Raw genomic sequence first — 24292 nt, 5'->3', positions numbered from 1 at the left:
GCGCCTATAGTTCAATCTATTCTTGTCAAATCGACTTAGTCAAAATCTAATGGAATTTTCGACTCCACTTAAACTGACACAGATTTATTTTAGAAACACTATTACTACTATAAAGTTTCTTTCAGCCATTTGAAAAATTCTGCTTGCCAAACTTGTGCATTTTGAGGTTTTAATACCCAGTGGTTTTCTTCAGGAAAGTATAAGAATCTGCTTTTTATTCCTCGTAGTTGCGCCGCTTGAAACGCTTCTTGCCCTTGTCCAATTGGTACACGGAAATCTTTTCCGCCTTGAATGATTAGAATAGGTTTGTTCCATTTCTCAACTAAAGTCATCGGGTTGAATGTAGTATAGGATTTTTGAGCAGTGGTATTGTTTTTATTCCAATACGCTCCACCAAAATCCCAGTTCGTAAAGAAAACTTCCTCAGTAGTCCCGTACATGCTTTGGGTATTAAAAATACCATCATGAGCTATAAAAGTTTTGAAACGGTTGTTGTGTATTCCAGCTAAGTAAAAGGCAGAATAACCGCCGTAACTGGCGCCAACACATCCCAAACGAGTTGCATCTACATGTTTTTCCTTTGCCACATCATCGATTGCTGCTAGGTAATCATCCATTACCTGACCACCCCAGTCTTTACTTATTTGCTCATTCCACGCTACACCATGTCCTTGCATTCCGCGACGGTTTGGAGCCACAACAATATAACCGTTTGCGGCCATCAACTGTAAATTCCATCGGTAGGAGTAAAATTGCGTCAATGGCGATTGTGGTCCACCTTGACAATATAAAAGTGTTGGATATTTTTTTGTGGCGTCAAAATTTGGAGGTAGAACCACCCAAACCAAGATCTTTTTGCCATCTGTTGTTGTAACGTAGCGCTTTTCGGTTTTGCTCAGCGCCAAAGAACTATAGGTTGCAGTATTGACATTTGAAAGTTGTTTCCAGGTGTTTTTCTTCAAATGATATGAAAAAATTTCGGAAGCATGATTCATATCGGTTCTTGTAACTATGATGTTGTCACCCGAAAAACCTACTAGGTCATTGACGTCAAATTCTCCAGTAGTGATTTGGCTAACGGTAATTGCTATTTTAGTTAGACCCGGAAAATTAACTTTAAACAATTGTTTAGTTCCGTCAATCGGTGCTACAAAATATATTGTACTTCCATCGGCACTCCATATGAAGTTGTCTACGGTTCCATCCCAATTTGCCGTCAGGTTCAATTTGATTCCTTTGAAACTAACGATCAAGTCATTTTTATCGGCCTCATACCCATCATTTTTCATTTGCAACCAAGTCAAATTACCTGTTGGAGAAAATTGTGGAGCGGTATCATATCCTAGATTTTCTTCGGTTCTATTGGTAGTTTTCCCCGTTTCTAAATTGTATTCGAAAATATTGGTGTTGGTGGAAACTGCATAATCCGTTCCTGCCTTTTTCTTGCTTACATAAAAGATACTTTTACTGTCTAGCGACCAAATATAATCTTCGTCTCCGCCAAAAGGTTTTTGAGGACTGTCGAAATTTTCCCCTTTTAGAATATCTATTCCTATTGCTTCCTCTTTATTTTCTTTATAAAAAACATGATTGTATTTGCCTTCGTTCCAAGTGTCCCAATGGCGGTAATTCAATCCATCATAGATTTGAACCTCTGATTTTTCTAGTTCTGGATAAAAATCTTTACCATGAACTTTTTCGATTTTTACTTCTTCGTGATATAGTATGTATTTCCCGTCTGGAGAAGTATTTTTATCATTTAAAAGGGCTTCGGTATCTTTTATTTCGGTTGGATTCCTGCCATTTACGGGTAAAGAGTATAGTTTTGTATCTGATTTATTTTCTTGAACTACAGGAGTTGTTACTTTGTAAACGATATTTTTTCCATCCTTAGAAATTCCTAAAGGAGTTACTCTTCCTAGTTTCCATAGTAATTCCGGGGTCATTATATTTTGTGCCATAGCGTTTAAACTCATAAGTAATAAGGGTATAAAAAGTATTTTTTTCATTTTAAAAGGCAATTTTTTTGTGTGATAAAATTAGCCAATTTTTTTCGATTTTTGTCTTTCTGAGAGGATCGTTTAGCCCCGATAGAAATGGAAATCCTTATTGTTTTTGTTTTAAAAAAACAATAAGATTGCAATGAATAGCGGGATGAGCTCCAGAAATAAATTCAGAATAAATCTAAAAAAATATTATTTTTATAAAAAATACCTGAATATGGATTTGAGTTATTGGGAGTTGAAAAATTGGTTTACAAATATAGATTATACCATTGTAGGAAGCGGAATTGTTGGTTTGCACGCTGCATTACGCTTGCGCGAAAGATTTCCTGACAGTAAAATTCTGGTCTTAGAAAAGGGAATGTTGCCACAAGGAGCGAGTACTAAAAACGCGGGTTTTGCTTGTTTTGGAAGTCTTTCAGAAATTATTGATGATTTAAAATCCCATTCAGAAGAAGAGGTAATTCAACTCGTTCAAAAACGGTGGAAAGGGTTACAGTTGTTGCGTAAAAGACTCGGTGACGATACCATAGATTTTAAACCATATGGAGGATATGAATTATTCTTGAAAGAAGATGAGAGCAGTTATAATGAATGTTTAGGGAAATTACCGTTTATCAATGAAATTTTACGATCGCCATTTAAAGCTAGTGTTTTTGCAAAGGAAGTTGACCGTTTTGGATTCACTGGAATTCAAGAATATTTAGTTTTTAATCCTTTTGAAGCACAAATTGATACTGGAAATATGATGCAGGCATTATTAAAAGAGGCTGTTTCTAAAAATATTTTAATTCTCAACCAGCAAACAGTAACCTCTTATTATGACAAAGGAGATGGAGTAGAGGTAGCATTAAAAGATTTTAGTTACAGCACAAAAAAAATACTTTTTGCTACGAATGGTTTTGCAAATGCACTAATTGGCGTTGCTGTGAAACCTGCCAGAGCGCAGGTGCTTATAACAGAGCCAATTAAAAACCTAGATATAAAAGGTACTTTTCACTTGGATAGAGGATACTATTATTTCAGGAATATTGGCGACAGAATTTTACTGGGAGGTGGAAGAAATTTGGATTTTGAGACTGAAAATACAACTGATTTTGGACAGACAGAAATAGTACAAAAAAAGTTGGAACAATTGTTAAAAGAAGTAATTTTACCTAAAAATGACTTCCAAATTGCGCACCGTTGGAGCGGGATTATGGGCATGGGCAACAGCAAGAATCCTATTGTATCACAACTATCTGAAAATGTGTATTGTGGCGTTCGATTAGGCGGAATGGGAGTTGCAATAGGAAGTTTAATTGGAACAGAATTAGCAGATTTAGTATAATGGCAACAAAAATAGCACCAAGAAAAGCAAGACAACCCGTTAAAAAAGAACCAACCTCTTTTATGAGCAAACTAACCCGATTTTTATTTAAAGTACTGTTGTGGTTCTTTGGACTTTCTTTGTTTTTTGTAGTGCTTTTTAAATTTGTTCCAGTTCCGTTTACACCATTAATGGTAATTCGGGCAATTGAAAACAAAGTAGGCGGTAAAGAAGTTTTTTTTAGTCATGATTGGGAACCCATTGAGAACATCTCGATGAACCTACAAAAAGCAGTAATTGCCAGTGAAGATGGAACGTTCTTAAAGCACAATGGTTTTGATTTTATTGCCATGCAAAAAGCCTACAAAAGCAACGAGAGAGGACGAAGAATAAAAGGAGGAAGCACTATATCCCAACAAACGGCCAAGAATGTATTTCTTTGGCAAGGCCGTAGTTATATAAGGAAAGGATTAGAAGCCTATTTTACGGTTTTAATAGAAATTATTTGGGGCAAGGAACGCATCATGGAGGTCTATTTGAACAGTATCGAAATGGGAAATGGGGTGTATGGAGCGCAAGCTGCGGCAGAACATTGGTATAGGAAAGAAGCTGCTGGTCTTACGCCAAAGCAAGCTGCGGGAATTGCAGCTATTTTGCCCAATCCTAGAAAATATGCGGCAACAAGTTCTTCTTCGTACATCAACAGGCGAAAAGCCAAAATTGTACGCGTCATGCGCACCGTAGGAAAAATTGATTATTCGAAGTAGATTTACATTCTAAAGTAAAATTTTAAACATAAAAAAACCGTAAACTCTTAATAAAAAGAGTTTACGGTTTTAGTTTGTGGAGAATATCGGATTCGAACCGATCACCTCTTGCCTGCCAGGCAAGCACTCTAGCCAAATGAGCTAATCCCCCAAACTTGATCGCAAATATAAGATATAAATTTTCCAAAAAGCAAATTTCAAAAAGCAAATCTATTCTATTTTAAAAAAAGTAAAATCCTCTTTTAGATTTTTCTAACTTTACACCAAAAACTCCATTATGGTATCAGAAAATTCGACTGGTTCGCTCTTTACAACTATCGAGAACAAAATCGCGACCGTTATATTTGGTCATCCTTCTAGTAATTCTTTTCCTAGAGAATTATTAGACCGACTCACTACTGAATTCAATACTTTAAGTGTAGATGCAACTGTTTCGGTAATTGTCATACAAAGTGAAGGCTCAGGTGCTTTTTGTGCAGGCGCTTCATTTGATGAACTTTTGGCTGTTTCCAATGAATCAGAAGGAACCGAATTTTTCTCTGGATTTGCGCACTTGATTAATGCCATGCGCTCGTGTTCTAAGCTAATTGTGGGTCGTATTCACGGTAAAGCAGTCGGTGGTGGCGTAGGGATTGCGTCGGCTTGTGATTATGCTATGGCCACAAAAAACGCTTCAATAAAATTGTCAGAATTGGCCATAGGAATTGGTCCCTTTGTAATTGAACCTGTTGTGACCAAAAAAATTGGAAGAACAGCTATGGCCGAAATGACCCTTGCGGCACACGAATGGAAGTCGGCTGATTGGGCTGCTGCCAAAGGATTGTACGCCAGTACTTTTGAAACCATTGAAGAATTGGACAAGGCAATAACTGATTTCAGCACTAAATTATCAAGTTATAATCCTGAAGCTTTGCTGGAAATGAAAAAAGTACTTTGGGAAGGAACGCAACACTGGGACACTCTTTTGTTAGAACGCGCTGCTATTTCGGGAAAGTTAGTTCTTTCTGATTTCACTAAAAATGCCTTGGCACAATTTAAAAAGTAAAAAAAATAATAGGGTGTCACTCTAATGGATGGGTTGGTATCTCGATATAAAATAGCAAAACCCCCGAAAATTATTTTTCGGGGGTTTTTATTAAGTTACAGTTTTAGAATAGACTGTATTTAAACCGTTTTTTGAGCCGTGTTTTTAGAATATTTATACCCTACAAAAACAGCTATTAATGCCATTGGTAAAAGGTAATCATCTATAGGTACTGCAGGAGCATCAGCTCCCTCTAGTCCGTCAGCTGTACCATCAGTGTCGCCTGGAGTTTGTGCTAGCATCGTAACGCTAGACAGTAGAAAAAAGGCAACGATATAAAATTGTAGTACTATATTTTTCATGATTTAATTTTAAAATTTTAATTCCAGTATCTGGTTTCTATGGGCTACAGTTTAAAAAATAGCTTTTTTAGTTACGGTTTTATTATCGTCTGAAGTAATTTGAATTAAAACAGTTTGTTTGCTTGCCGTAACGTTTTTGATACTTGCTGTATTGGCATTTACCTCTTTTTGTTCTGCTATTAAAACACCTCTTATGTCAAAAACACGAATATTTTTGATAGTATTTTTGCTGCTAGATACGTTTAACGATCCGTTTTGGTTAAATATAACTACGCTATTCTCATCAAAACTTGGAGAGTTAACATCTAAAGTTTGGCTGGTTTTGAAAGTGACTTCAAAGCGATTTTTAAAAGTACCAGTATCACTTGTAAACGTGTAAGATCCTGCTTTTAAGTTTTGCTCTATTCCTGCTTTTAAATCTTTAAGTATAATTTCTTGATTGCCTAAAAATAAACCGTCTACGTGATCTAAGTCAATGGCAAAACTACCCGCTTGTTCTGCTTTGAAACTTAATGGAACAATGTCACTAGAATCAAATGGTAATCCTTTGGCTTGGATTACAAATTCTTCTCCTTTTAAAGAGCTGGTTAGCGCGGTTTGATTGTCATTAATGTATCTTCCGTCTAATGTATTGTCAATTTCGCTAGTAGCGCCATCCATATACGCTACCATCATTTGGTTTACATATTCCGTACCTTTAGACAGGTTTAGCCAGATTCTATTTTTTTCTGTTTTAGCAGTTCTTAGTATTTGATTTGAATTGTTGGCAGTACGCATATTATTATTAGTAAATGCAACTGAATTTGAGACTGTTTTTACAATAAATCCTTGTCCTACCTGAATGGTTCCGTTTGGTGTGATACCACCATTTCCAGGTGTTCCCACAGCTCCTGCCATCGTGTAGGTTGCATAAGCAGTTCCTGCAGCAGCATTAGTTTTTCTCCAAAAATACAATGGCTCTGTAATGCTGTTCGCTGTGATAAAAGCATCAGCGCTTATAGTAGATGGATACGGATTTCCTACAGCATTAAAAGTACCCGGAGTCAAACCTGTGATCGTAATGTCTCCATTATTTGGAACACCTTTAAACATTCCATTCCAGGTGGTAGGAGTAGTAGGATGATCATTTGGAACACGAATTAAGTATCCATTTCCTAATGCAAAATCAGTAGTAGCTGGAGCAGCAACGGCTACATATATATTTGAACTTGGATTGTAGGTGTAAAAACGATTGTCTAGCGTGTTTGGTGAAAAAGCTTTTAATTTTTGTCCACTTACTGGTGAAGACCATAAACTGTAATCCAAAAGCATAAGTAAAGCTCCGCTTCGGTTGATGGTTATAGCGCCAGTATTGGTATTGGTAGTCCCATTTTGGATAAGATTAGCATTATTTTCAAGAACGAATGAAGATTCTGTACCGTTATTAAACAAACTATTCGCTACAGAAAGATTATTTCCTGATTTTACAGTTACTGTGCTTCCAGAGTCAACGGTTAAATTACCTGCAAGACCTCTATTGCTGTTGATGTTGATGCTACTGCTGTTAAGAGTCACGTTATTAGGAATCCCAACCCCAGCTATTGTTGCGTTGCCGGTCCATTCGTTTCCTACATTGGCACCGCCAATAACGCCATTGTATACTAAACTTGAAGCAGCACCATAAGTAGGAGTGGCACCTGCAAGTAATCCAGTTGAATTTAATCGTAGTGTCCCATTTATAGAAGGTGTGCCTGATAGCGTAAGGGTTCCGTTTGTTGCTAATGTAGCCCCAGCATTTACAGTAGTACTCCCTAACAATGTTTGAGATTGATTAAAAGTAACTCCGTTTGTATTTGCTATGATCGCATTTGTATTTGCAGTAAAAGTAAGTGTTCCTGCATTGTTGATGGTTTGAGCTGTTGTACCATTAAATGTTAATGAACCAACTGCAGTTGCAGGACTAAAAGTCAATGTTTGTCCTGTAGCAACACTAATATTTCCTTTGATTGAAACTGCTGAGGTAAGATTCATGTTGAGAATCCCAGTGGTAATTGTTAGGTTGTCTATTGATAAAACCGCTCCTCCAGTAGGACTCTGATTATATCCCGTGGCGGCAATTTCAAGATTTGGGTAAGTTCTTCCTGAAAAAGCGGAAGATATGTTTCCAATTATTTTAAACAAACTTCCTGTTTGAAAAACTACTACTGATGCAGGTTGCGTTTTTTGAAAAGGGTTTGAACCAGCAGCCTGTATAAAAGTAGATCCACTTGCAAATAGCACACTATTGCTTGTTCCGCTGCCAAAAATGCCACCTGTGCTATTTGTACTTTGCGTTAATATTGCACCATTTGTGAAAATTAAACCACTTGCATCAGCAGCAGTTATGGTGTTTATAGTATTTACTGTTGCGCTTGAAAATGTCATAGAACCGGCAACGATTCCAGTTGCTCCTGTGCCAATAGCAATAGTTAAAGGGAAAGCACCTCCTGTAATGGCCACGTTAAGTTGAGAGCCACTTTCAACAGAAAAATCTGCTCCGCTTAGACCGTTAGTGATGGTTAGGATTTTTGCGGGTGTAGCTGATGTGTTTAAAGTTACATTAGTATTTGTTGCAACTGTAAGACCTCCTATGATTTGTGCAGGTACATCGGTTACGGTAGTTGTAGCACCGTTATTGAAAACTAAAATATCATTTGCTGCTGGTGTATCTCTGCTAGGGGACCAGTTTGCTGCAAGACCAAAAGAGGCGCTACCTGTTTGGTTCCACGTGTAGGTAGTTTGTGCGTTAAGTGATGAACTCAGGCTCAAGCCCAAAAAGGTGAGTAACACAAACAAAACATTGTTGAGTAAAGTTTTTTTCATAGAAAAAGTAATAAATAAGTGTTAGTTAGTTTTTTTCTTATAATCAAAAGAGCAATACATATAATCTAGTTATTGAGCATGTAAAATTATATTATTTGCTTTCAATTATTTGAAGGTCAAATATATTACTAATATTATTGGTAAAGCAATCGATATGTTAATTAATTGTAAATTTTAATCGGAATAAACGTGCTATTTTACTGCAAATTTTTTTTGAATTCGGGGTTTTATTTTGCTTCAAGTGGTTTGATGAACAAAGCTTTTACTGCAAGTCAAAAAATCACTAAATTTGCCTCAAAATTAAACTCCAATGAGCAATATCAGAATTACAAAACAATTTAGTTTCGAAACCGGCCACGCCTTATATGGTTATGATGGGAAATGTAAAAATGTTCATGGTCATAGTTATAAATTGTCAGTAACCGTAATTGGCACTCCAATTACGGATCGTTCTAATGTAAAATTCGGAATGGTAATAGACTTTACGGATTTAAAGAAAATTGTAAAAGAAGAAATTGTAGATCAATTTGATCACGCGACCGTTTTTAATGGAACAACACCTCATATTGATTTAGCCAATGAGTTGATCAACCGTGGGCATCATGTTATAGTAGTCGATTACCAACCCACAAGTGAGAATATGGTAATTGATTTTGCTAAACGAATTACCAGTCGATTGCCGGAAGGAATATCTCTTTTCTCCTTAAAACTGCAAGAAACCGAATCTTCTTTTGCGGAGTGGTTTGCAAGTGATAATTTTAAATCTATACTTTAGTTTCATGCAATTACCCCACAATAAGAAAATTTATTTTGCATCCGATCAGCATTTTGGCGCACCAACACCCGAATTGAGTTTTCCTAGAGAACAAAAATTCGTGGCATGGCTCGACGAAATTAAAAGTGATGCCGAAGCTCTTTTTTTATTGGGCGATTTATTTGATTTTTGGTTCGAATATAAAACCGTAGTGCCAAAAGGTTTCATCCGTGTTTTGGGTAAACTAGCAGAACTTCGTGATAGTGGTATTCCTATTTATTTCTTCGTGGGGAATCATGATTTGTGGATGGAAGATTATTTCCAGAAGGAATTGAACATTCCAGTTTTTCATGACAATCAAGAATACACTTTTGGCGAGAAGACATTCCTTATTGGCCACGGTGACGGAAAAGGTCCTGGAGATCTAGGATACAAACGTATGAAAAAAGTATTTACCAATTCGTTTTTTAAATGGTTGTTTCGCTGGCTACATCCTGATCTTGGCGTAAAACTGGCGCAATACCTGTCCGTTAAAAACAAACTTATTTCAGGTGATGAAGATGTGACTTTTCTTGGTGAAGACAACGAATGGCTTATTCTTTATTCCAAAAGAAAACTAGAAACCAAGCACTACAATTACCTTATTTTTGGTCACCGCCATCTACCTATGAAAGTACCTGTAGGCGAAAATGCCGAGTACGTGAATCTAGGCGACTGGATTACTTATTTTACCTTTGGCGTTTTTGATGGCGAGGATTTCGAAATCAAAAAGTATTAATTACTCGCTCTTTTCGTGTTCCTCAACATCTTTTTGCAAGTCCAGTTTTCTAAAAGTAGGCGATACGGCTCCTGTAATAAACACAGTAACCAATGTCATGCTTCCACCAAAGACTACTGCGCTCACAGTTCCCATCAGTTTAGCCGTTAAGCCACTTTCAAAAGCTCCCAATTCGTTAGAAGAGCCCACAAATATAGAATTCACAGCAGCTACGCGACCCCGCATGTGATCTGGAGTTTTCAGTTGAAGAATGGTTTGGCGTATGACTACTGAAATCCCATCAAAAACACCACTTAAAAATAAAGCGGCAACGGATAACCAAAAAATAGAGGATAGTCCAAAAACAATGATGCAAATTCCAAACGCAAAAATTGCCGATAACAGTTTCATACCCGCATTTTTTGTAAAAGGAATGTAAGCGGAGATTATTAGCATCAAAAAAGCGCCAACAGCTGGCGCAGCTCTCAAAACGCCAAATCCCTGAGGTCCTACTTTCAAAATATCCTGAGCAAAAATGGGCAACAATGCAACGGCTCCGCCAAAAAGGACTGCAATCATATCCAACGACAAAGCGCCTAAAATGGTCTTGTTGTTGAAAACAAACTTCACGCCTTCTTTCAAACTTTCCATAATGGGTTCGCCAATTTTTGGATTCAAAATTGGTTTCGTTTCAATTTGAGTCAAAGCAACTAACGCGATAAGTGAACAGGCTAAAACGATGAACATAGATCCATGAACACCAATCCAATTGATCGAAAAACCCGCAACTGCAGGCCCTAAAACAGAACTGATCTGCCAGACGGAACTACTCCAAGTCGCAGCATTTGGATATATTTTTTTAGGAACAATCAAGGCCAAAAGAGAAAATATGGTCGGACCCAGAAAAGCGCGGACCAATCCTCCTAAAAACACGAAAAAGTAAATGGAGTATAAAATAGTTTGGGTAGCAAAATCTTTTATAAAAGGAGGCCAAGTAAATAAAAATAAGCCCAAACTAATAATTGAAAATCCCAAAATACATTTGAAAAGCAAACCTTTTTTTTCCTTTTGATCTACAATGTGTCCGGCAAACAAAGCCATCGAAATGGCTGGAATGACTTCCATTAATCCGATGATTCCTAATGATAACGGATTTTTGGTTAAGCTGTACACTTCCCACTCAATAATAATAAACTGCATGGACCATCCAAAAACCATTGCAAAACGCAATAACAAAAATATATTGAATTCTCTATAGCGCAGCGCCGAGTAAGGGTCGTTTTTTTTCATAGTTTAGCAATCATTCTTTAATATCTCGCAACCGCAATTGCAAGCTTGTTTTGCCGTTCCACTCATTTTCATCAATACAATACACGGCTTGAAAAGATTTTTGATGCGTAGTCAATTCGATTTTGTTTCCTAAATTAAAACCAATTGCAGCAATGCCTTCGGAATTATTTTGTTTGACAAAAAGTTTTAAATGTTCCTCTTCTTGGCCCATAGGTTTTCCATAACCGGTATCTTTGATGTTTTTGGTCAGGAAAATTGGAGTCATATTTTGTGGTCCAAAAGGTTCAAACTGATTTAGTAGTCGGATTAATTTTGGAGTAATATTAGCAAAATCAATCTCGGCATCAACTGCAATTTCAGGCGTTAGCATATCGGGATGTATTGTTTTCTCAACTTCTTTTTCGAAAGCTTCTTTAAAGACTTGATAGTTTTCCGGAAGGAGCGTCATTCCTGCAGCATACATGTGACCGCCAAATTGTTCCAAATGTTCTGAACATGCTTCCAAGGCATTGTATACATCAAATCCTTTTACAGAACGCGCTGAAGCAGCATATTTATCGCCACTTTTAGTAAAAACAAGCGTAGGACGATAATAGGTTTCTATCAATCTTGAAGCGACAATTCCTATTACGCCTTTGTGCCAATCTTCTTGAAAAACGACGGAAGTAAAACGTTCTTTTTCATTGTTTTGCTCTATTTGTTGTAAGGCTTCTTTTGTGATTAATTTGTCTAAATCCTTTCGTTCTGAATTATATGCCTCGATTTCAGAAGCAAATTGTTGGGCTTGCTCAAAATCAAATTCGGTTAACAATTCCACCGCGTGATTCCCATGTTTAATGCGTCCTGCAGCGTTTATTCTGGGTGCGATAATAAAAACAACATCGGTAATATCTAAAACTTTCTTTTTTATTTGGTGAATGATGGCTTTGATTCCTGGCCTTGGGTTAGAATTGATGACTTGTAATCCAAAATAAGCCAGCACCCGATTTTCTCCAGTCATGGGAACGATATCAGCGGCAATGGCAGCCGATACTAAATCTAAATACGGAATCAAATCTTCGGTAGTTTGGTTTTGGTTGCGACCCAACGCTTGAATCAATTTAAAACCGATTCCACAACCACACAATTCATCATAAGGATAAGTACAATCGTCTCGTTTTGGGTCAAGAATAGCAACGGCATCGGGTAAGAATTCTCCTGGTCTGTGATGGTCACAAATGATGAAATCGATATTTTTAGCTTTGGCGTATGCCACATGATCGATCGATTTTATACCACAATCTAAAGCGATAATAAGCGAAAAACCATTGTCATCTGCAAAGTCAATTCCTTTAAATGAAATGCCGTAACCTTCGTCATACCGATCCGGAATATAGGTAGCAACATTAGGGTAATAGGTTTTTAAATAGGAAGAAACGAGCGAAACAGCAGTAGTGCCATCAACATCATAATCGCCAAAAACAAGAATATTTTCTTCGTTTTCGATTGCTTTCTCGATGCGTTCTACGGCCTTTTCCATATCTTTCATTAAATATGGATCATGTAAATTATCTAAACTTGGACGGAAAAATGCTTTTGCTTCCTCAAAAGTGTTAATGCCACGTTGCACTAATAAAGTGGCCACAAAATCTTCTACATTTAAGGCTGTCGCCAAATGTTTCACAGTCTCCTCTGAAGGTTTTGGTTTTAAGGTCCAACGCATATTGATTTGGAATTATATAATTGTGTTTGGAATTTTGTCAGCTCGAGCGCATTCGAGACTAATTGATCTGTCTCGACTGCGCTCGACCTGAAAGAGAATTTGTATTTTTATTTCAACACTAGAGCACTTCCGTAAAAAGCGATTCCGTCCCAGCCCGTTTTCATGAAATTGCGAATATTTTGATGATCAGTCCCGTTTGGATTTCCTAAAACATCTTCAAAATAGTAAGCGCCAAAGCAAGCTAAAGTTTCTTCTGGAGTTAGTTCCTGAAGTTCCGCAAACGAAAATAATTTACAGGATCCTAAATTTTCTCCAACTGTATTGTGTTGCAAACCGTTCTCGAATGCTGTGGGAGTAAAACTGTAGTTTTCTTCAATTACAGCGATAGTTTCTGTAAAAGTGATGGATTCTGGTGTCTGCTTTAATTTTTCTAAAAAGGATTCTAAATTCATGATGTATTTGTAGGTTATTCTTCTTCTGAAAATTTACTTTTTTTAGGTTCTTTAGTTATTATTTTTCCACCTACAACCACTACAATTTCGCCTCGAGGCGCTATTTTGTCAAAATGAGCAGCGACCTCTTTAACGGTGCCACGAATATTTTCTTCGTGCAGTTTGGATAATTCCCTAGAAACTGATATTTGACGGTCTTCGCCAAAATAGGTGATGAATTCCGCTAAAGTCTTCACTAATTTATGAGGGGAAACATATAAAATCATGGTCCTTGTTTCTTCGGCTAAAGCCAAATAACGAGTTTGACGTCCTTTTTTATCAGGTAGAAATCCTTCGAAAACAAATTTATCATTGGGTAAACCACTATTGACTAAAGCAGGTACAAATGCTGTTGCACCTGGCAAACATTCTACTTCAACTCCGTTTTCAACACATGCGCGAGTCAGTAAAAAACCAGGATCTGATATCGCGGGTGTTCCCGCATCCGAAATCAAAGCTATGTTTTCCCCAGCTTTTAATCTCGAGATGAGATTCTCGACAGTTTTGTGTTCGTTGTGCATGTGATGGCTGTACATGTGCGTGCCAATTTCGAAATGCTTTAACAATTTTCCGCTCGTACGCGTATCTTCGGCAAGAATCAAATCTACTTCTTTAAGAATTCGGATGGCTCGAAAAGTCATGTCTTCGAGATTGCCAATGGGTGTAGGAACGATATATAATTTTGACATAGCTGAAATAATTTAGTAAAAATCTCCAAAAGTATCAATTCTGATCGCAATGGAAATCTAGGATATTTACAAGAATTTTTTCTCTATAATATCCATAAAACGTTCTTCATAATCTTGTTTTCCTTCCCAATTGTTGTAGTCTGGTTTCACCATTTCTTGAACAAAATCGCGGGTTTCGTAAAAGGTATTGAACGTTATCAATTGGTTTAAAACACGGTTGTAGTCTTCGCTGCTGTTACCAAAAAGGTGTTTTATAAAAGCAATACGATCATTTAGATCAATGTTGATTCCTTTGGCTAATTTTTCGTTCAAGGAAATAGCTTTTTGTTCAACAGTTTCTTCTTTTATAATTTCTTCTTTTTCCTCCTCCACAATGATTTCTTTCGAAGGGTTGATCACAGCTTCTTTAGGAGTGTCTTTAATTTCTTGGACCTTTACAAATTGAGTGTCATGGTAATTTCCACCTAATAAATCTTCAAAAGAAATTTGGACCGGTTCCTTTTTCTTTGACATTTCTTGTTCCGTTTCTGTTACGTCCTCTTGAGTTAGCTCAAAATCGGGATGGATTGAAGCGATTTCAGTGGTTATAATTATTTCTTCTTCAATTTCTTTTTCTTCCTCAACAACCATTAATTCTTCCATTTCTGGTGTTTTTACTTCAGTAAGTGCACTTACTTCTAAAGGGGTTTCGGTGTCGACTGCCGCTTCAAGTACCGTTTCCACTTCATTTATTTCTGCAGCGTGCGTGGTTTCTTCTGCCGGTATTTCGTGGATTTCTTCCGAAACAGTTGCTGCAATTATGGATTTAATTTTGGTTTGAGGCAATGCTTCTTGGTCAAAAATAGATTCGATTTTTTGTTCTAATGCGACTCCTCCAATTGTAGGCTGTACTTCGCTAAAGTGCTCCTCTATAAAGCGCAATACAGAAAGTTTCTCATACAATTTTTGAGTCTCTGAATACAATTGGTTTATGTCAGATTTATTTTTTAGCTGTAATATTCGGTGTGCAATGCTGATTAAATCGGCTTCCAATTTTTTTTTCATACTGTTGAAATTATAGCGTGTTAGGCAGGTCTGTGTCGATGGTTATTGTATATCTTCCCTAGAAAAGGAATTCTTTATGAATAAGATTTATTTTTTTAAATAAGTGCGGTCAAATACTCGATTTGATATAAATTGTATACTTTTGAAACGACGTAAAAGTATAAAATTTTTAAGTCCGTTTATCTATTACGAAGTAATAAAAGCTATTCATTTTTTAAGTCAGAAAAATACAAAATGTTTCTCGAAAATACAGTAAATCATAAAGAACAATTTGGTTGGATCGAAGTCATTTGCGGCTCCATGTTTTCGGGTAAAACTGAAGAACTGATCCGTCGTTTGAAAAGAGCACAATTTGCCAAACAAAAAGTAGAAATTTTTAAGCCGGCCATTGATACGCGCTATGACGAGGAAATGGTGGTGTCGCATGATGCTAACGAAATTCGTTCTACGCCCGTTCCCGCTGCAGCTAATATTGCTATTTTGGCGCAAGGTTGCGATGTAGTAGGCATTGATGAAGCACAGTTTTTTGATGATGAAATAGTCAAAATTTGTAACGATTTGGCGAATCAAGGAATCCGTGTGATTGTAGCTGGACTGGATATGGATTTTAAAGGAAATCCCTTTGGACCCATGCCTGCCTTAATGGCAACTGCTGAGTATGTAACTAAAGTGCATGCCGTATGTACCCGCTCCGGAAATTTAGCGAATTATAGTTTTCGTAAAACAGATAATAACAAGCTTGTCATGTTAGGCGAAACCGAAGAATACGAGCCTTTAAGTCGTGCCGCGTATTATCATGCGATGCGGAAAGATGCAGATAAAAAATGAAAATTCTCTCCCCGACCCACTCCGAAGGAGAGGGAGCTGGTGCCGAATTAAAATATAGTACGGATTAAAAATGACAAACCTTTTCAAATTTCATAATTTTGAAAGGGTTTGTCATTTTTTTTAGTTAAAGATAGATTCTAAGGTAAAATCTAGTTCTGGAAATAGTTTGCTTTGAATGGTATCTTCCTCAATTAATGGATGCATTCCTATGAATTGATTTTCTTTTAGAACATAAATAAAAACCGTTTTGTCGGCTGGGTTTACAATCCAATATTCAAGAACTCCAGCTTCTTCATACAAATCAAATTTATACTTCATTTCTTTATTGGAATTTCCGGGGGATAGAATTTCTATAACCAAATCAGGAGCGCCAATAGCGCCTCGTTCGTCTATTTTGGCATCATCGCAAATTATACACAGATCAGGTTGAACCACGGTATAAATTTCTTGGTCTAATTTCGATTTCTTTTTATCTATCAATCGAACATCAAATGGAGCAGCAAAAAGATTGCAAGGATGTGGTTTGAAAAAATTAAAAAGATGTCCATGCAGATTTCCAGAAATTCGTTGATGAGTAGTACTTGGTGCCGGACTCATCTTAAAAATTTTTCCTTTTATCAATTCCAGTTTTTCTTGAAATTGCCACGTTAAATAATCGGCATAGGAATAGGTTTTATTCAAATCTAATTGATTGATGTCCGTTATCATAAGGCTTCTTTTTTGCAAAGTTACTAAAATTTATCACTCCTGTATTTGAAGGCATTTCTACTTATTAAACACAAACAAAGAAGGCTAACCCAGAAAAAGTGAATTTTGTTATCTATAAAACTGAATCAGAAATCAACAATTTTACATCTTCTTCCTCATTCTCGCTACTGGAATATCGAGTTGTTCTCTGTATTTTGCAATGGTTCTTCTTGCGATTGGATAGCCTTTCTCTTTAAGAATTTCGGCAAGTTGATCGTCTGGAAGTGGTTTTTTCTTGTCTTCTTCTTCAATCGTATTCTGAAGGATTTTCTTGATTTCGAGTGTCGAAACATCTTCACCTTGATCGTTTTTCATAGATTCTGAGAAAAACTCTTTGATCAGTTTTGTACCATACGGTGTTTCTACATATTTACTATTGGCCACACGTGAAATGGTCGAAATGTCAAGACCTACCATATCAGCAATGTCTTTCAGGATCATTGGTTTCAGTTTGGTTTCATCACCATCTAGGAAAAATTCTTCTTGATAGTGCATAATGGCGTTCATGGTAACAAAAAGCGTTTCCTGACGTTGGCGAATGGCATCGATAAACCATTTAGCCGAATCCAGTTTTTGTTTGATAAACTGTACTGCATCTTTTTGCTGAGCCGATTTGTCGCGAGAATCCTTATACGTTTGCATCATTTCTTGATAATCCTTAGAAACATGCAGCGATGGTGCATTCCGTCCGTTCAAGGTCAATTCCAGCTCGCCTTCAACAATTCTAATAGCAAAATCAGGTACTACATTTTCAGTAACTTTATTATTTCCAGTAAAAGAACCGCCTGGTTTTGGATTCAGTTTCTCTATTTCGTGAATTGCTTTTTTAAGTTGCTCATTCGAAACATTGTATTTCTGAATTAACTTGTCGTAATGTTTTTTTGTAAATGCATCAAACTGATTTTCGATAATATCAGTGGCTAGTTCTACAGATTCTGTGGGTGTTTTGTGTTTCAATTGTAACAGCAAGCATTCTTGTAAATCTTGTGCTCCTACACCAGAAGGTTCTAGTTCATGAATGACTTGCAGCATTTTTTGCACCATCTTTTCATCGGTGTAAATGCCTTGAGTAAACGCCATGTCATCTACCATATCTGGTACGCTACGACGGATGTAACCCATATCGTCAATACTGCCAACGAGGAACTCAGCAATTTCACGCTCTTCATCATTCAGGATAAAAGTATTTAACTGATTGATTAAATCTTGGTGAAAACTTACCGGAGCAGCAAATGGTGTTTCGCGATCATCATCATCGTCATTGTAATTACTGGTTTGTGTTTTGTAATCAGGCGTTTCATCGTTGCTTAAATATTCGTCGATATTGATATCTTCAGCTTCTATTCGCTCTGATTCGGCATCATCATAATCATCATAATCTTCGTTTTCGAACTCGTCTTTCTCGTAATCCTCTTCCTCTTTTCCAGTTTCAAGAGCTGGATTTTCGTTCATTTCCTCGAGTAAACGTTGCTCAAAAGCTTGCGTAGGCAATTGAATTAACTTCATCAGCTGGATTTGCTGTGGAGATAATTTTTGGGATAATTTTAAATTTAAGAATTGCTTTAGCATTTTATATTTTTGTTGTTTTTGTTTAAGGTTTCAAGTTTCAGTTTGTTTAACTTGAAACTTGAAACTTGAAACAAATTTTTAGAATTCTGCATTCATTGGTGTTCTTGGGAAAGGAATTACGTCACGAATGTTGGTCATTCCTGTTACAAATAATACCAATCTTTCAAACCCAAGTCCAAAACCAGAGTGAACCGCCGAACCGAATCTTCGGGTATCAAGATACCACCACAATTCTTCTTCATCAATCCCTAAGGCTTTCATTTTTTCAACCAAAACATCAAAACGTTCTTCTCTTTGAGAGCCACCCACGATTTCTCCAATTCCAGGAAAAAGGATATCCATGGCGCGAACTGTTTTTCCATCTTCGTTCAAACGCATGTAAAATGCTTTGATATTTGCCGGGTAATCAAACAAGATTACTGGACATTTAAAGTGTTTCTCCACTAAATAACGCTCGTGTTCTGATTGTAAATCAGCACCCCATTCGTTAATGATATAATTGAATTTTTTCTTTTTATTTGGCGTACATTCTCTTAAAATATCAATTGCTTCCGTGTATGAAACTCGTTTAAAATTGTTCTCTAAAACAAAGTTTAATTTGTCAAGTAACGCCATTTCGCTTCTTTCAGCAACTGGTTTCGATTTCTCTTCGTCCAATAATCGTGTTTCCAAGAATTTCAAATCTTCCGGACATTTGTCCAAGGTGTATTTGATCACATATTGAATAAAATCTTCAGCCAAATCCATATTGTCATTCAAATCATTGAAAGCCACCTCTGGCTCAATCATCCAAAATTCTGCAAGGTGACGCGAAGTATTAGAGTTCTCCGCTCTAAATGTTGGTCCAAAAGTATAAATTTGACCCAAAGCCATTGCAAAAGTTTCTCCTTCCAATTGTCCAGAAACCGTTAAGTTCGTTTCTTTCCCGAAGAAATCTTCTTTATAATTTACTTTTCCGTCTTCGGTTCTTGGCGTTCCGTCAAATGGCAAAGCCGTAACTTTAAACATTTCTCCCGCACCTTCTGCATCAGATCCCGTGATAATTGGGGTGTTCACATATACAAAACCTTTCTCCTGAAAATAACTGTGAACCGCATACGATAATACAGAGCGTACTCTCATAATCGCTCCAAACATATTAGTACGAACTCTTAAATGTGCATTTTCACGCAAGAAATCTAAGCTCGGTTTGTTTTTTGGTTGTATCGGGAATTTCTCTGCATCTGAATCTCCAAGGATTTCCAGTTTAGCCACCTGAATCTCAAATTTCTGTCCGACACCTTTACTTTCCACCAACGTTCCTGTTACAGATATTGCTGCTCCAGTAGTAATTCTCTTCAACGTTTCGTCCGGCGTGTTCTCAAAATCGACAACACATTGTATATTATCAATGGTCGAACCATCGTTTAAGGCAATAAATTGATTGTTTCTAAAAGTTCTCACCCATCCTTTTGCATTTACTTCATGAAGCGTTTTTGTGCTGTTTAGTAAGTCTTTAACTTTTGTATGTCTCATTTTATGTATATAGTTGATATTAAAAATTGTCTCGTAACCGAACTGCAAATATAAATGATTTGTTTGTAATTGTCACGGTGAGAAATGATGTTATCAGGAGCTATTTCCCGCTATTCGCTTTATCTTTTACTTTTTTTCTTTAAAAAAGCAAAAGGAGTCGCTTCAAATGCAGTTCATGTAACTCCTATCTAAATAACAGCATGCTGAAGTAATCGGGGCTATAGAGTATTGGAATTGAGAAATCTCTAATTAATTAAAAATGGACTTGCTAAATATAATAGAAATTAAGGTTTAATTTTTAGCCTATTGTGCATGTTATTTTATCTTTTTAAGGTAAAATGTCCTTTCAAAATTCTACCATCTTCTAGTGCTATGGTATACCAATAGTCGTCAGAAGGCAAAGGTCGCCCATTAAAGTTTCCATCCCAACCTTGATTTAAAGGATTTAACTTGTTTATTAACTTACCATATCGATCAAAAACATGAATAACTGTTTTAGCATTAAAGGTGTTGTTGACGCCTTTTATATTCCAATAATCATTAAAACCATCTTGATTTGGTGTAAAGAAATTCGGTATTCCAAGTATTGCTATTTCTTGTAAGGCAATACCACAGCCATTCAAGTCTTTTACATAAACCGTATGGATTCCTGCACTAACATTAGTAAAAAGATTTTCTGATTGATAGTAGCTATTTTCGTCATCCAAGGCATAAACATAGTCACCTGTACCCGTTGCGATAACCTGAATACTATTTATAGAAGTAAGATCTTCAATTTTTATGTTTTCTATTTTAGCAATATTAGAGGCAGAAACTACAATTATTCTAGTTCTAGAACATCCGTCAACAGTAGTTGCTTTCACGGTATAGGTTCCCGTTTTGTCAATTGTTAAATTATATTCTGTTTCGCCACTAATTAGATTTCCGTTATAAGTCCACTCATATGTGTAATTATCTATTAATAATTCATCAACAAGGGCTGCATTGATTACTTTGGTAGGATTACTACTATTGCTGCAAAGTCGTTCCTTACCGGTCAAGTTTATTGATGGTAACGGATGAACTACAAATGGTATAGTCATAGTTGCTATACAGTTCGCATTATTTGAATTAATTACCTCCGCTCTTATATTTTGTGAGCTGGTTACAAATGGGTTGGGCAATGGACTTGAAAGTGAATTATTACTTGCATCATAATACTTTACGATCATTCCAGTTTGACCTCTCAAGATGGTATTTTGAAAGGTAGAAGTGTCAAAAGCATATTTTCCGTCTTGCTTAGTGGGATCGATTTCATCATCACAAACAATTAACATATTGGAGGGAATAGGAGAGGCTTCTGGTAAATTAGAAACCACGAATTCTAATGTTGTTTCAAAGGAACAAGCAGTTATTGAATTGTTGGCTGCCTCTACTTTAATTATTTGCGAATGAGTTACAAAAGGATTGGGTAGCGGACTTGAATAAGAATTATTATTTTCATCAAAGTATTTCAAAGTGACGTTAGTTGAACCATTCAATAATCGAGTTTGAATTGTAGAGGTGTCAAAAGCAAAAAAGCCGTCGTGGTTGTCATCACATTGTATTTCCTTAATAGGTTGCATAACTGGTATTGATTCAACATTTAATTGAATAGGAGAACCTAAACCCAAACAATCATTGTTAAGTTTACTATCAATACGAACATAAATTTTTTGAAAATTGGGATACCCTATATTTCTATAATTTACAATATCTAAAATTGTATTTTTTTCTGTTAAAGCATCATTAAAATTGCGATAGTAGGTAATGTCTAATTGTTGTCCTGTGGGAAAAAGATCTTTTATTTCCTTGTTTACACTACTAAAATCAAAACTCGAAATACCGTCTGTATTGGTACCCAAAATGGCATCATCACAAACTGTAAAATTTCTAACGAAATTAATAGGAATTTGCGTTGTAGAAATTATTAGGTTTATTGTAGCAATTTTAAAACAGCCATTGGAGTTTGAAATTCGTGCATAAACTATATCGTTATTGATTATTTGATTGCTATAATTAGTGGGATTAGTTATTGGGTTGCGATTATTTTGTGCATCAATTTGTTTTGAAAAAAAAGTGATGCTTTCGTTTGTAGCATTAGCTGTTATTTTTGGGATTGCTTCCTCTAAATTAAAAACAGTAAATCCATTAATATCATCGTCACATTGTTTTAAATCAACATTTTGATTGATAATAGGTAATGCACTCACTTGTATATTGAACGATGTTGTTGCAAAACAAATTGGATCATTTTTGTTATACATTTTTACATAAATCGTTTCTGTTTCATTGGCATTTGCATAAGCTGATGGCGCTGCAATATTTTGCGTCAAAGCAATGTCTTTGTAATAACTAAGTAAAAACTGAGTCGCTGACTGTCCCTTTAAAATTGTTGAAGATTTTTGAGTTAAATCAAATAAAACACGTCCATCAGTATCATTACCAACGCTCGTATTATCGCAAACTATATAGGTTGATATAGCAGTGGAAATTTCTGGAATAGGTCTTTCATTAACAGAAATTGAAAATGAAGTACTGCTTTTACAAGACGGATTAGCTTTGTTTGTTACTGAAGCAATTATCGTTTGTGGTAAGTAGGCTGTTGTGTTTGTGTATGTTGATGGGCTATTTATGGCTAAATTATCATTATAGTCAGAAGCGTTAACATAATAATCAACCTTATATAAATTGGGGTCTTGACCATTAAGTATTGCTGCATTTTGAGATGTCAAATCAAAAGCATGAAAACCATCATTATTGTTATCACATATTGAGATATTTTGTGGTTGAGAGGCTGTAGGAAGTTCGTAAATAACAATGTTTTTAGTTTCTGTTGTTACACCTGTATTCGATGTTGCTTTTACGGAAACGGTGTAATTTCCTATTGACGAATAAAAATGATTAGGACTGAGATCAGTGGAGGAATTGCCATCACCAAAATCCCATTGCGCAGCAATAATTTCTCGATTGCTATCTAATGAAAAAGAAGCGCTTTCGCCCAAGCAGTTATTTTGCATTTTTATGGTGACTTGAAGATTAGATGGTGTAAATTGAGGAAGACCAGCATACGAAAGTCTGCCCTTCAGGTCAACAGCTTTTAATTGAAAATTACATCCAATACCCAAAACATTAGGATTAGCAATAGCGCTTAAATAAGGGACGAGGTCGTTGGCTACATAGATTTTCCCGTCAGGAGCTAACTGCAAGGCAAGTGGGCTAGATTCCCTGTAGATTGTAGTTATTAAATTGATTTCAGAACCAGGGATATTAGCAGCTGTTAAATCATATTGATTCAGTTCATATTTCTTAGGAATATCACTTCCGGTTGTTAGGTATGCAATTTTTCCAGATTGTGAAAATTCTACACCATAAGAATTTGGTTTATTCGTAATCAATCGAGGATTAGTTACGACACCAGTTTCATTATTAAAATTAAACAGTTCAGTTAAACTGGAGGTATTAGCACAAATTAATTTATCCCCTGTTGGAGCCACTTTCATGCTACCAATGGCATCCTGAACGCCTGCTACTAATACACCAGTACTACTAATAACTGGGATAGAATTTACACCTGAGTTATCTACAAAGAATGAGTAGAAATTATTACTTCCATATCCATGAGTAATGACCCAGACTCCCTCTCCCGTTCTATTTAAAGCTGCTGTTAATTTTTCAGTAGTTGGCGCAAATAATAAAATATTTTTATTGGAAGTAACGGCTCCTAATCCTCCATTTAAAGATAAATCTACTTCAGAATATTTTATTCCTTCGCTACTCCCTTTAGTATCACAAGTAAAAATATAATAAATCGTGGAGGATTTAGGCTTTTTTACTATAATTGCTGATTGCGTGCTGGAATAACCACCTCTTAGATCGCTTCCATTTTCCATCAAGAGATGGTTTTTATTATAAACAGATACACCATCAGTATAGAATAACAATTGACCAGCACTGTTTGATATTGTTGCAGAACCTTCATAAGTAGTCTGTTTTCCATTAGTTAATGCAACTGGAGTGCCGCTGTTAAAATCCATTCCTGCACGGTCACCAAAATACCAAATATTAGCCTCGCCTTGAGCATATACTGATAGAGAAAACGAGAATAGCAAAAATGTAAAAAATTTATTCATAACATAAATCTAAAAAAGTAATTAAAAGTACATTTTATTTATGAGTTAGCGTAAAATTTGTAGGAATATTTGTTTTGTTAATTTTGTAAAAATGCTAAAATACACACAGCAGATATTAATTTTAAAATTAGTTTTATTATGTTTTAAGAGTTTACGCTATTTTAGTTCTAAGTATTTTCACTGGTAAGGAATTATAAAGTATAGTTGCAATATTAATACTCAAAGTATTGACCATTAAAGTTTTAAAATATATTTAAGTCAATCAGGAGCTGCTTCCCGCTATTCACTCTATCTTTTATCTCCTTCTTAAAAACGAGATAAAAGGATGCCGCTTCTATCGGGGCTAAGAGTCTTCAATTATCAAGTTCGTCAGTTCCAAAAAAAATGTACTTCTGTCAGATGTAAACTTGTAATGCATTCTAAGTATAATCCGGTTTAAAAACTTGATT

Annotated in this window: 18 protein-coding genes and 1 tRNA gene; 6 read left to right on the top strand and 13 right to left on the bottom strand. The window is 36.0% G+C overall.

Annotation, left to right across the window (positions count from 1 at the left end):
* Window positions 1–107 precede the first annotated feature (107 nt).
* Window positions 108–2009 carry a S9 family peptidase gene (locus ACNQGB_RS02085; RefSeq protein ID WP_417944897.1) on the bottom strand — a complete coding sequence of 634 codons (1902 nt, stop codon included), beginning with the start codon at window positions 2007–2009 and terminating at the stop codon, window positions 108–110.
* Between the two features lie 211 nt (window positions 2010–2220).
* On the opposite strand from ACNQGB_RS02085, the gene ACNQGB_RS02080 reads away from it, so the two are divergent.
* Window positions 2221–3333 (top strand): NAD(P)/FAD-dependent oxidoreductase, encoded by a 1113-nt coding sequence (locus ACNQGB_RS02080; RefSeq protein WP_417944955.1) that lies wholly within the window; start codon window positions 2221–2223, stop codon window positions 3331–3333.
* Complete coding sequence (gene mtgA, locus ACNQGB_RS02075; RefSeq protein WP_417944896.1) at window positions 3333–4079, top strand: monofunctional biosynthetic peptidoglycan transglycosylase; 747 nt, start codon at window positions 3333–3335, stop codon at window positions 4077–4079. The genes ACNQGB_RS02080 and mtgA overlap by 1 nt, the downstream gene beginning before the upstream one ends.
* A 77-nt stretch (window positions 4080–4156) precedes the next feature.
* Here mtgA and ACNQGB_RS02070 read toward each other — a convergent pair.
* Window positions 4157–4230: transfer RNA gene (locus ACNQGB_RS02070), tRNA-Ala, on the bottom strand.
* A gap of 126 nt (window positions 4231–4356) precedes the next feature.
* Between ACNQGB_RS02070 and ACNQGB_RS02065 the strand changes: the two genes are divergently transcribed.
* On the top strand, window positions 4357–5124 hold the full coding sequence (locus ACNQGB_RS02065) for an enoyl-CoA hydratase/isomerase family protein (protein WP_417944894.1): 768 nt from the start codon (window positions 4357–4359) through the stop codon (window positions 5122–5124).
* A gap of 119 nt (window positions 5125–5243) precedes the next feature.
* On the opposite strand, the gene ACNQGB_RS02060 is transcribed toward ACNQGB_RS02065, so the two are convergent.
* Window positions 5244–5465, bottom strand: coding sequence for a hypothetical protein (locus ACNQGB_RS02060; RefSeq protein WP_417944893.1), 222 nt, complete (start codon window positions 5463–5465; stop codon window positions 5244–5246).
* Window positions 5466–5516: 51 nt separating this feature from the next.
* Window positions 5517–8306 carry a beta strand repeat-containing protein gene (locus ACNQGB_RS02055; protein ID WP_417944891.1) on the bottom strand — a complete coding sequence of 930 codons (2790 nt, stop codon included), beginning with the start codon at window positions 8304–8306 and terminating at the stop codon, window positions 5517–5519.
* Window positions 8307–8616: 310 nt separating this feature from the next.
* On the opposite strand from ACNQGB_RS02055, the gene ACNQGB_RS02050 reads away from it, so the two are divergent.
* Both ACNQGB_RS02050 and ACNQGB_RS02045 read left to right on the top strand, forming a co-directional pair.
* Complete coding sequence (locus tag ACNQGB_RS02050; RefSeq protein WP_417944890.1) at window positions 8617–9081, top strand: 6-pyruvoyl trahydropterin synthase family protein; 465 nt, start codon at window positions 8617–8619, stop codon at window positions 9079–9081.
* Window positions 9082–9085: 4 nt separating this feature from the next.
* Window positions 9086–9838, top strand: a complete 753-nt coding sequence (locus ACNQGB_RS02045) for a UDP-2,3-diacylglucosamine diphosphatase (RefSeq protein ID WP_417944889.1) — start codon at window positions 9086–9088, stop codon at window positions 9836–9838.
* Here ACNQGB_RS02045 and ACNQGB_RS02040 read toward each other — a convergent pair whose 3' ends face one another.
* The 5 genes from ACNQGB_RS02040 to ACNQGB_RS02020 form a co-directional block, all read right to left on the bottom strand.
* The gene (locus ACNQGB_RS02040) at window positions 9839–11107 is read right to left on the bottom strand and encodes an MFS transporter (RefSeq protein WP_417944887.1); all 1269 of its coding nucleotides are present in this window, start codon (window positions 11105–11107) and stop codon (window positions 9839–9841) included.
* Window positions 11108–11117: 10 nt separating this feature from the next.
* Window positions 11118–12809, bottom strand: coding sequence for a single-stranded-DNA-specific exonuclease RecJ (gene recJ / locus ACNQGB_RS02035; protein ID WP_417944885.1), 1692 nt, complete (start codon window positions 12807–12809; stop codon window positions 11118–11120).
* 107 nt (window positions 12810–12916) lie between these two features.
* Complete coding sequence (locus tag ACNQGB_RS02030) at window positions 12917–13261, bottom strand: HopJ type III effector protein (protein ID WP_417944884.1); 345 nt, start codon at window positions 13259–13261, stop codon at window positions 12917–12919.
* A 14-nt stretch (window positions 13262–13275) separates the two neighbouring features.
* Entirely contained in the window at window positions 13276–13989 is a 714-nt protein-coding gene (rsmI, locus tag ACNQGB_RS02025; RefSeq protein WP_417944882.1) for a 16S rRNA (cytidine(1402)-2'-O)-methyltransferase, read from the bottom strand.
* A 66-nt stretch (window positions 13990–14055) separates the two neighbouring features.
* Window positions 14056–15033 carry a hypothetical protein gene (locus ACNQGB_RS02020; protein WP_417944880.1) on the bottom strand — a complete coding sequence of 326 codons (978 nt, stop codon included), beginning with the start codon at window positions 15031–15033 and terminating at the stop codon, window positions 14056–14058.
* 234 nt (window positions 15034–15267) lie between these two features.
* Here ACNQGB_RS02020 and ACNQGB_RS02015 point away from each other — a divergent pair, with 234 nt between their 5' ends.
* A complete protein-coding gene (locus ACNQGB_RS02015) occupies window positions 15268–15861 on the top strand; it encodes a thymidine kinase (RefSeq protein ID WP_417944879.1) in 594 nt (197 codons plus the stop codon).
* A gap of 120 nt (window positions 15862–15981) precedes the next feature.
* Here ACNQGB_RS02015 and ACNQGB_RS02010 read toward each other — a convergent pair whose 3' ends face one another.
* From ACNQGB_RS02010 to ACNQGB_RS01995, 4 genes are all read right to left on the bottom strand, one after another.
* Entirely contained in the window at window positions 15982–16569 is a 588-nt protein-coding gene (locus tag ACNQGB_RS02010) for a Uma2 family endonuclease (RefSeq protein ID WP_417944877.1), read from the bottom strand.
* A 141-nt stretch (window positions 16570–16710) separates the two neighbouring features.
* Entirely contained in the window at window positions 16711–18177 is a 1467-nt protein-coding gene (gene rpoN, locus ACNQGB_RS02005; RefSeq protein WP_417944875.1) for an RNA polymerase factor sigma-54, read from the bottom strand.
* 78 nt (window positions 18178–18255) lie between these two features.
* Window positions 18256–19692 (bottom strand): asparagine--tRNA ligase, encoded by a 1437-nt coding sequence (gene asnS, locus ACNQGB_RS02000; protein ID WP_417944873.1) that lies wholly within the window; start codon window positions 19690–19692, stop codon window positions 18256–18258.
* A 320-nt stretch (window positions 19693–20012) separates the two neighbouring features.
* Window positions 20013–23843, bottom strand: coding sequence for a T9SS type B sorting domain-containing protein (locus tag ACNQGB_RS01995; RefSeq protein WP_417944872.1), 3831 nt, complete (start codon window positions 23841–23843; stop codon window positions 20013–20015).
* Window positions 23844–24292 lie beyond the last annotated feature (449 nt).

The organism is Flavobacterium frigidum, assembly GCF_048286795.2.
Note: the sequence above shows the minus strand (reverse complement) of the source record. Positions and strands in the feature narration are given on the sequence as shown.

What these genes read in the sequence shown, in the direction of transcription:
- rsmI (WP_417944882.1), bottom strand. Translation starts at nt 13,989, where the DNA reads ATGTCAAAATTATATATCGTTCCTACACCCATTGGCAATCTCGAAGAC.
- mtgA (WP_417944896.1), top strand. Translation starts at nt 3,333, where the DNA reads ATGGCAACAAAAATAGCACCAAGAAAAGCAAGACAACCCGTTAAAAAA.
- ACNQGB_RS02020 (WP_417944880.1), bottom strand. Translation starts at nt 15,033, where the DNA reads ATGAAAAAAAAATTGGAAGCCGATTTAATCAGCATTGCACACCGAATA.
- ACNQGB_RS02010 (WP_417944877.1), bottom strand. Translation starts at nt 16,569, where the DNA reads ATGATAACGGACATCAATCAATTAGATTTGAATAAAACCTATTCCTAT.
- asnS (WP_417944873.1), bottom strand. Translation starts at nt 19,692, where the DNA reads ATGAGACATACAAAAGTTAAAGACTTACTAAACAGCACAAAAACGCTT.
- ACNQGB_RS02030 (WP_417944884.1), bottom strand. Translation starts at nt 13,261, where the DNA reads ATGAATTTAGAATCCTTTTTAGAAAAATTAAAGCAGACACCAGAATCC.
- ACNQGB_RS02080 (WP_417944955.1), top strand. Translation starts at nt 2,221, where the DNA reads ATGGATTTGAGTTATTGGGAGTTGAAAAATTGGTTTACAAATATAGAT.
- ACNQGB_RS02065 (WP_417944894.1), top strand. Translation starts at nt 4,357, where the DNA reads ATGGTATCAGAAAATTCGACTGGTTCGCTCTTTACAACTATCGAGAAC.
- ACNQGB_RS02060 (WP_417944893.1), bottom strand. Translation starts at nt 5,465, where the DNA reads ATGAAAAATATAGTACTACAATTTTATATCGTTGCCTTTTTTCTACTG.
- recJ (WP_417944885.1), bottom strand. Translation starts at nt 12,809, where the DNA reads ATGCGTTGGACCTTAAAACCAAAACCTTCAGAGGAGACTGTGAAACAT.
- ACNQGB_RS02045 (WP_417944889.1), top strand. Translation starts at nt 9,086, where the DNA reads ATGCAATTACCCCACAATAAGAAAATTTATTTTGCATCCGATCAGCAT.
- ACNQGB_RS02040 (WP_417944887.1), bottom strand. Translation starts at nt 11,107, where the DNA reads ATGAAAAAAAACGACCCTTACTCGGCGCTGCGCTATAGAGAATTCAAT.
- ACNQGB_RS02015 (WP_417944879.1), top strand. Translation starts at nt 15,268, where the DNA reads ATGTTTCTCGAAAATACAGTAAATCATAAAGAACAATTTGGTTGGATC.
- ACNQGB_RS02050 (WP_417944890.1), top strand. Translation starts at nt 8,617, where the DNA reads ATGAGCAATATCAGAATTACAAAACAATTTAGTTTCGAAACCGGCCAC.
- rpoN (WP_417944875.1), bottom strand. Translation starts at nt 18,177, where the DNA reads ATGCTAAAGCAATTCTTAAATTTAAAATTATCCCAAAAATTATCTCCA.
- ACNQGB_RS02085 (WP_417944897.1), bottom strand. Translation starts at nt 2,009, where the DNA reads ATGAAAAAAATACTTTTTATACCCTTATTACTTATGAGTTTAAACGCT.
- ACNQGB_RS01995 (WP_417944872.1), bottom strand. Translation starts at nt 23,843, where the DNA reads ATGAATAAATTTTTTACATTTTTGCTATTCTCGTTTTCTCTATCAGTA.
- ACNQGB_RS02055 (WP_417944891.1), bottom strand. Translation starts at nt 8,306, where the DNA reads ATGAAAAAAACTTTACTCAACAATGTTTTGTTTGTGTTACTCACCTTT.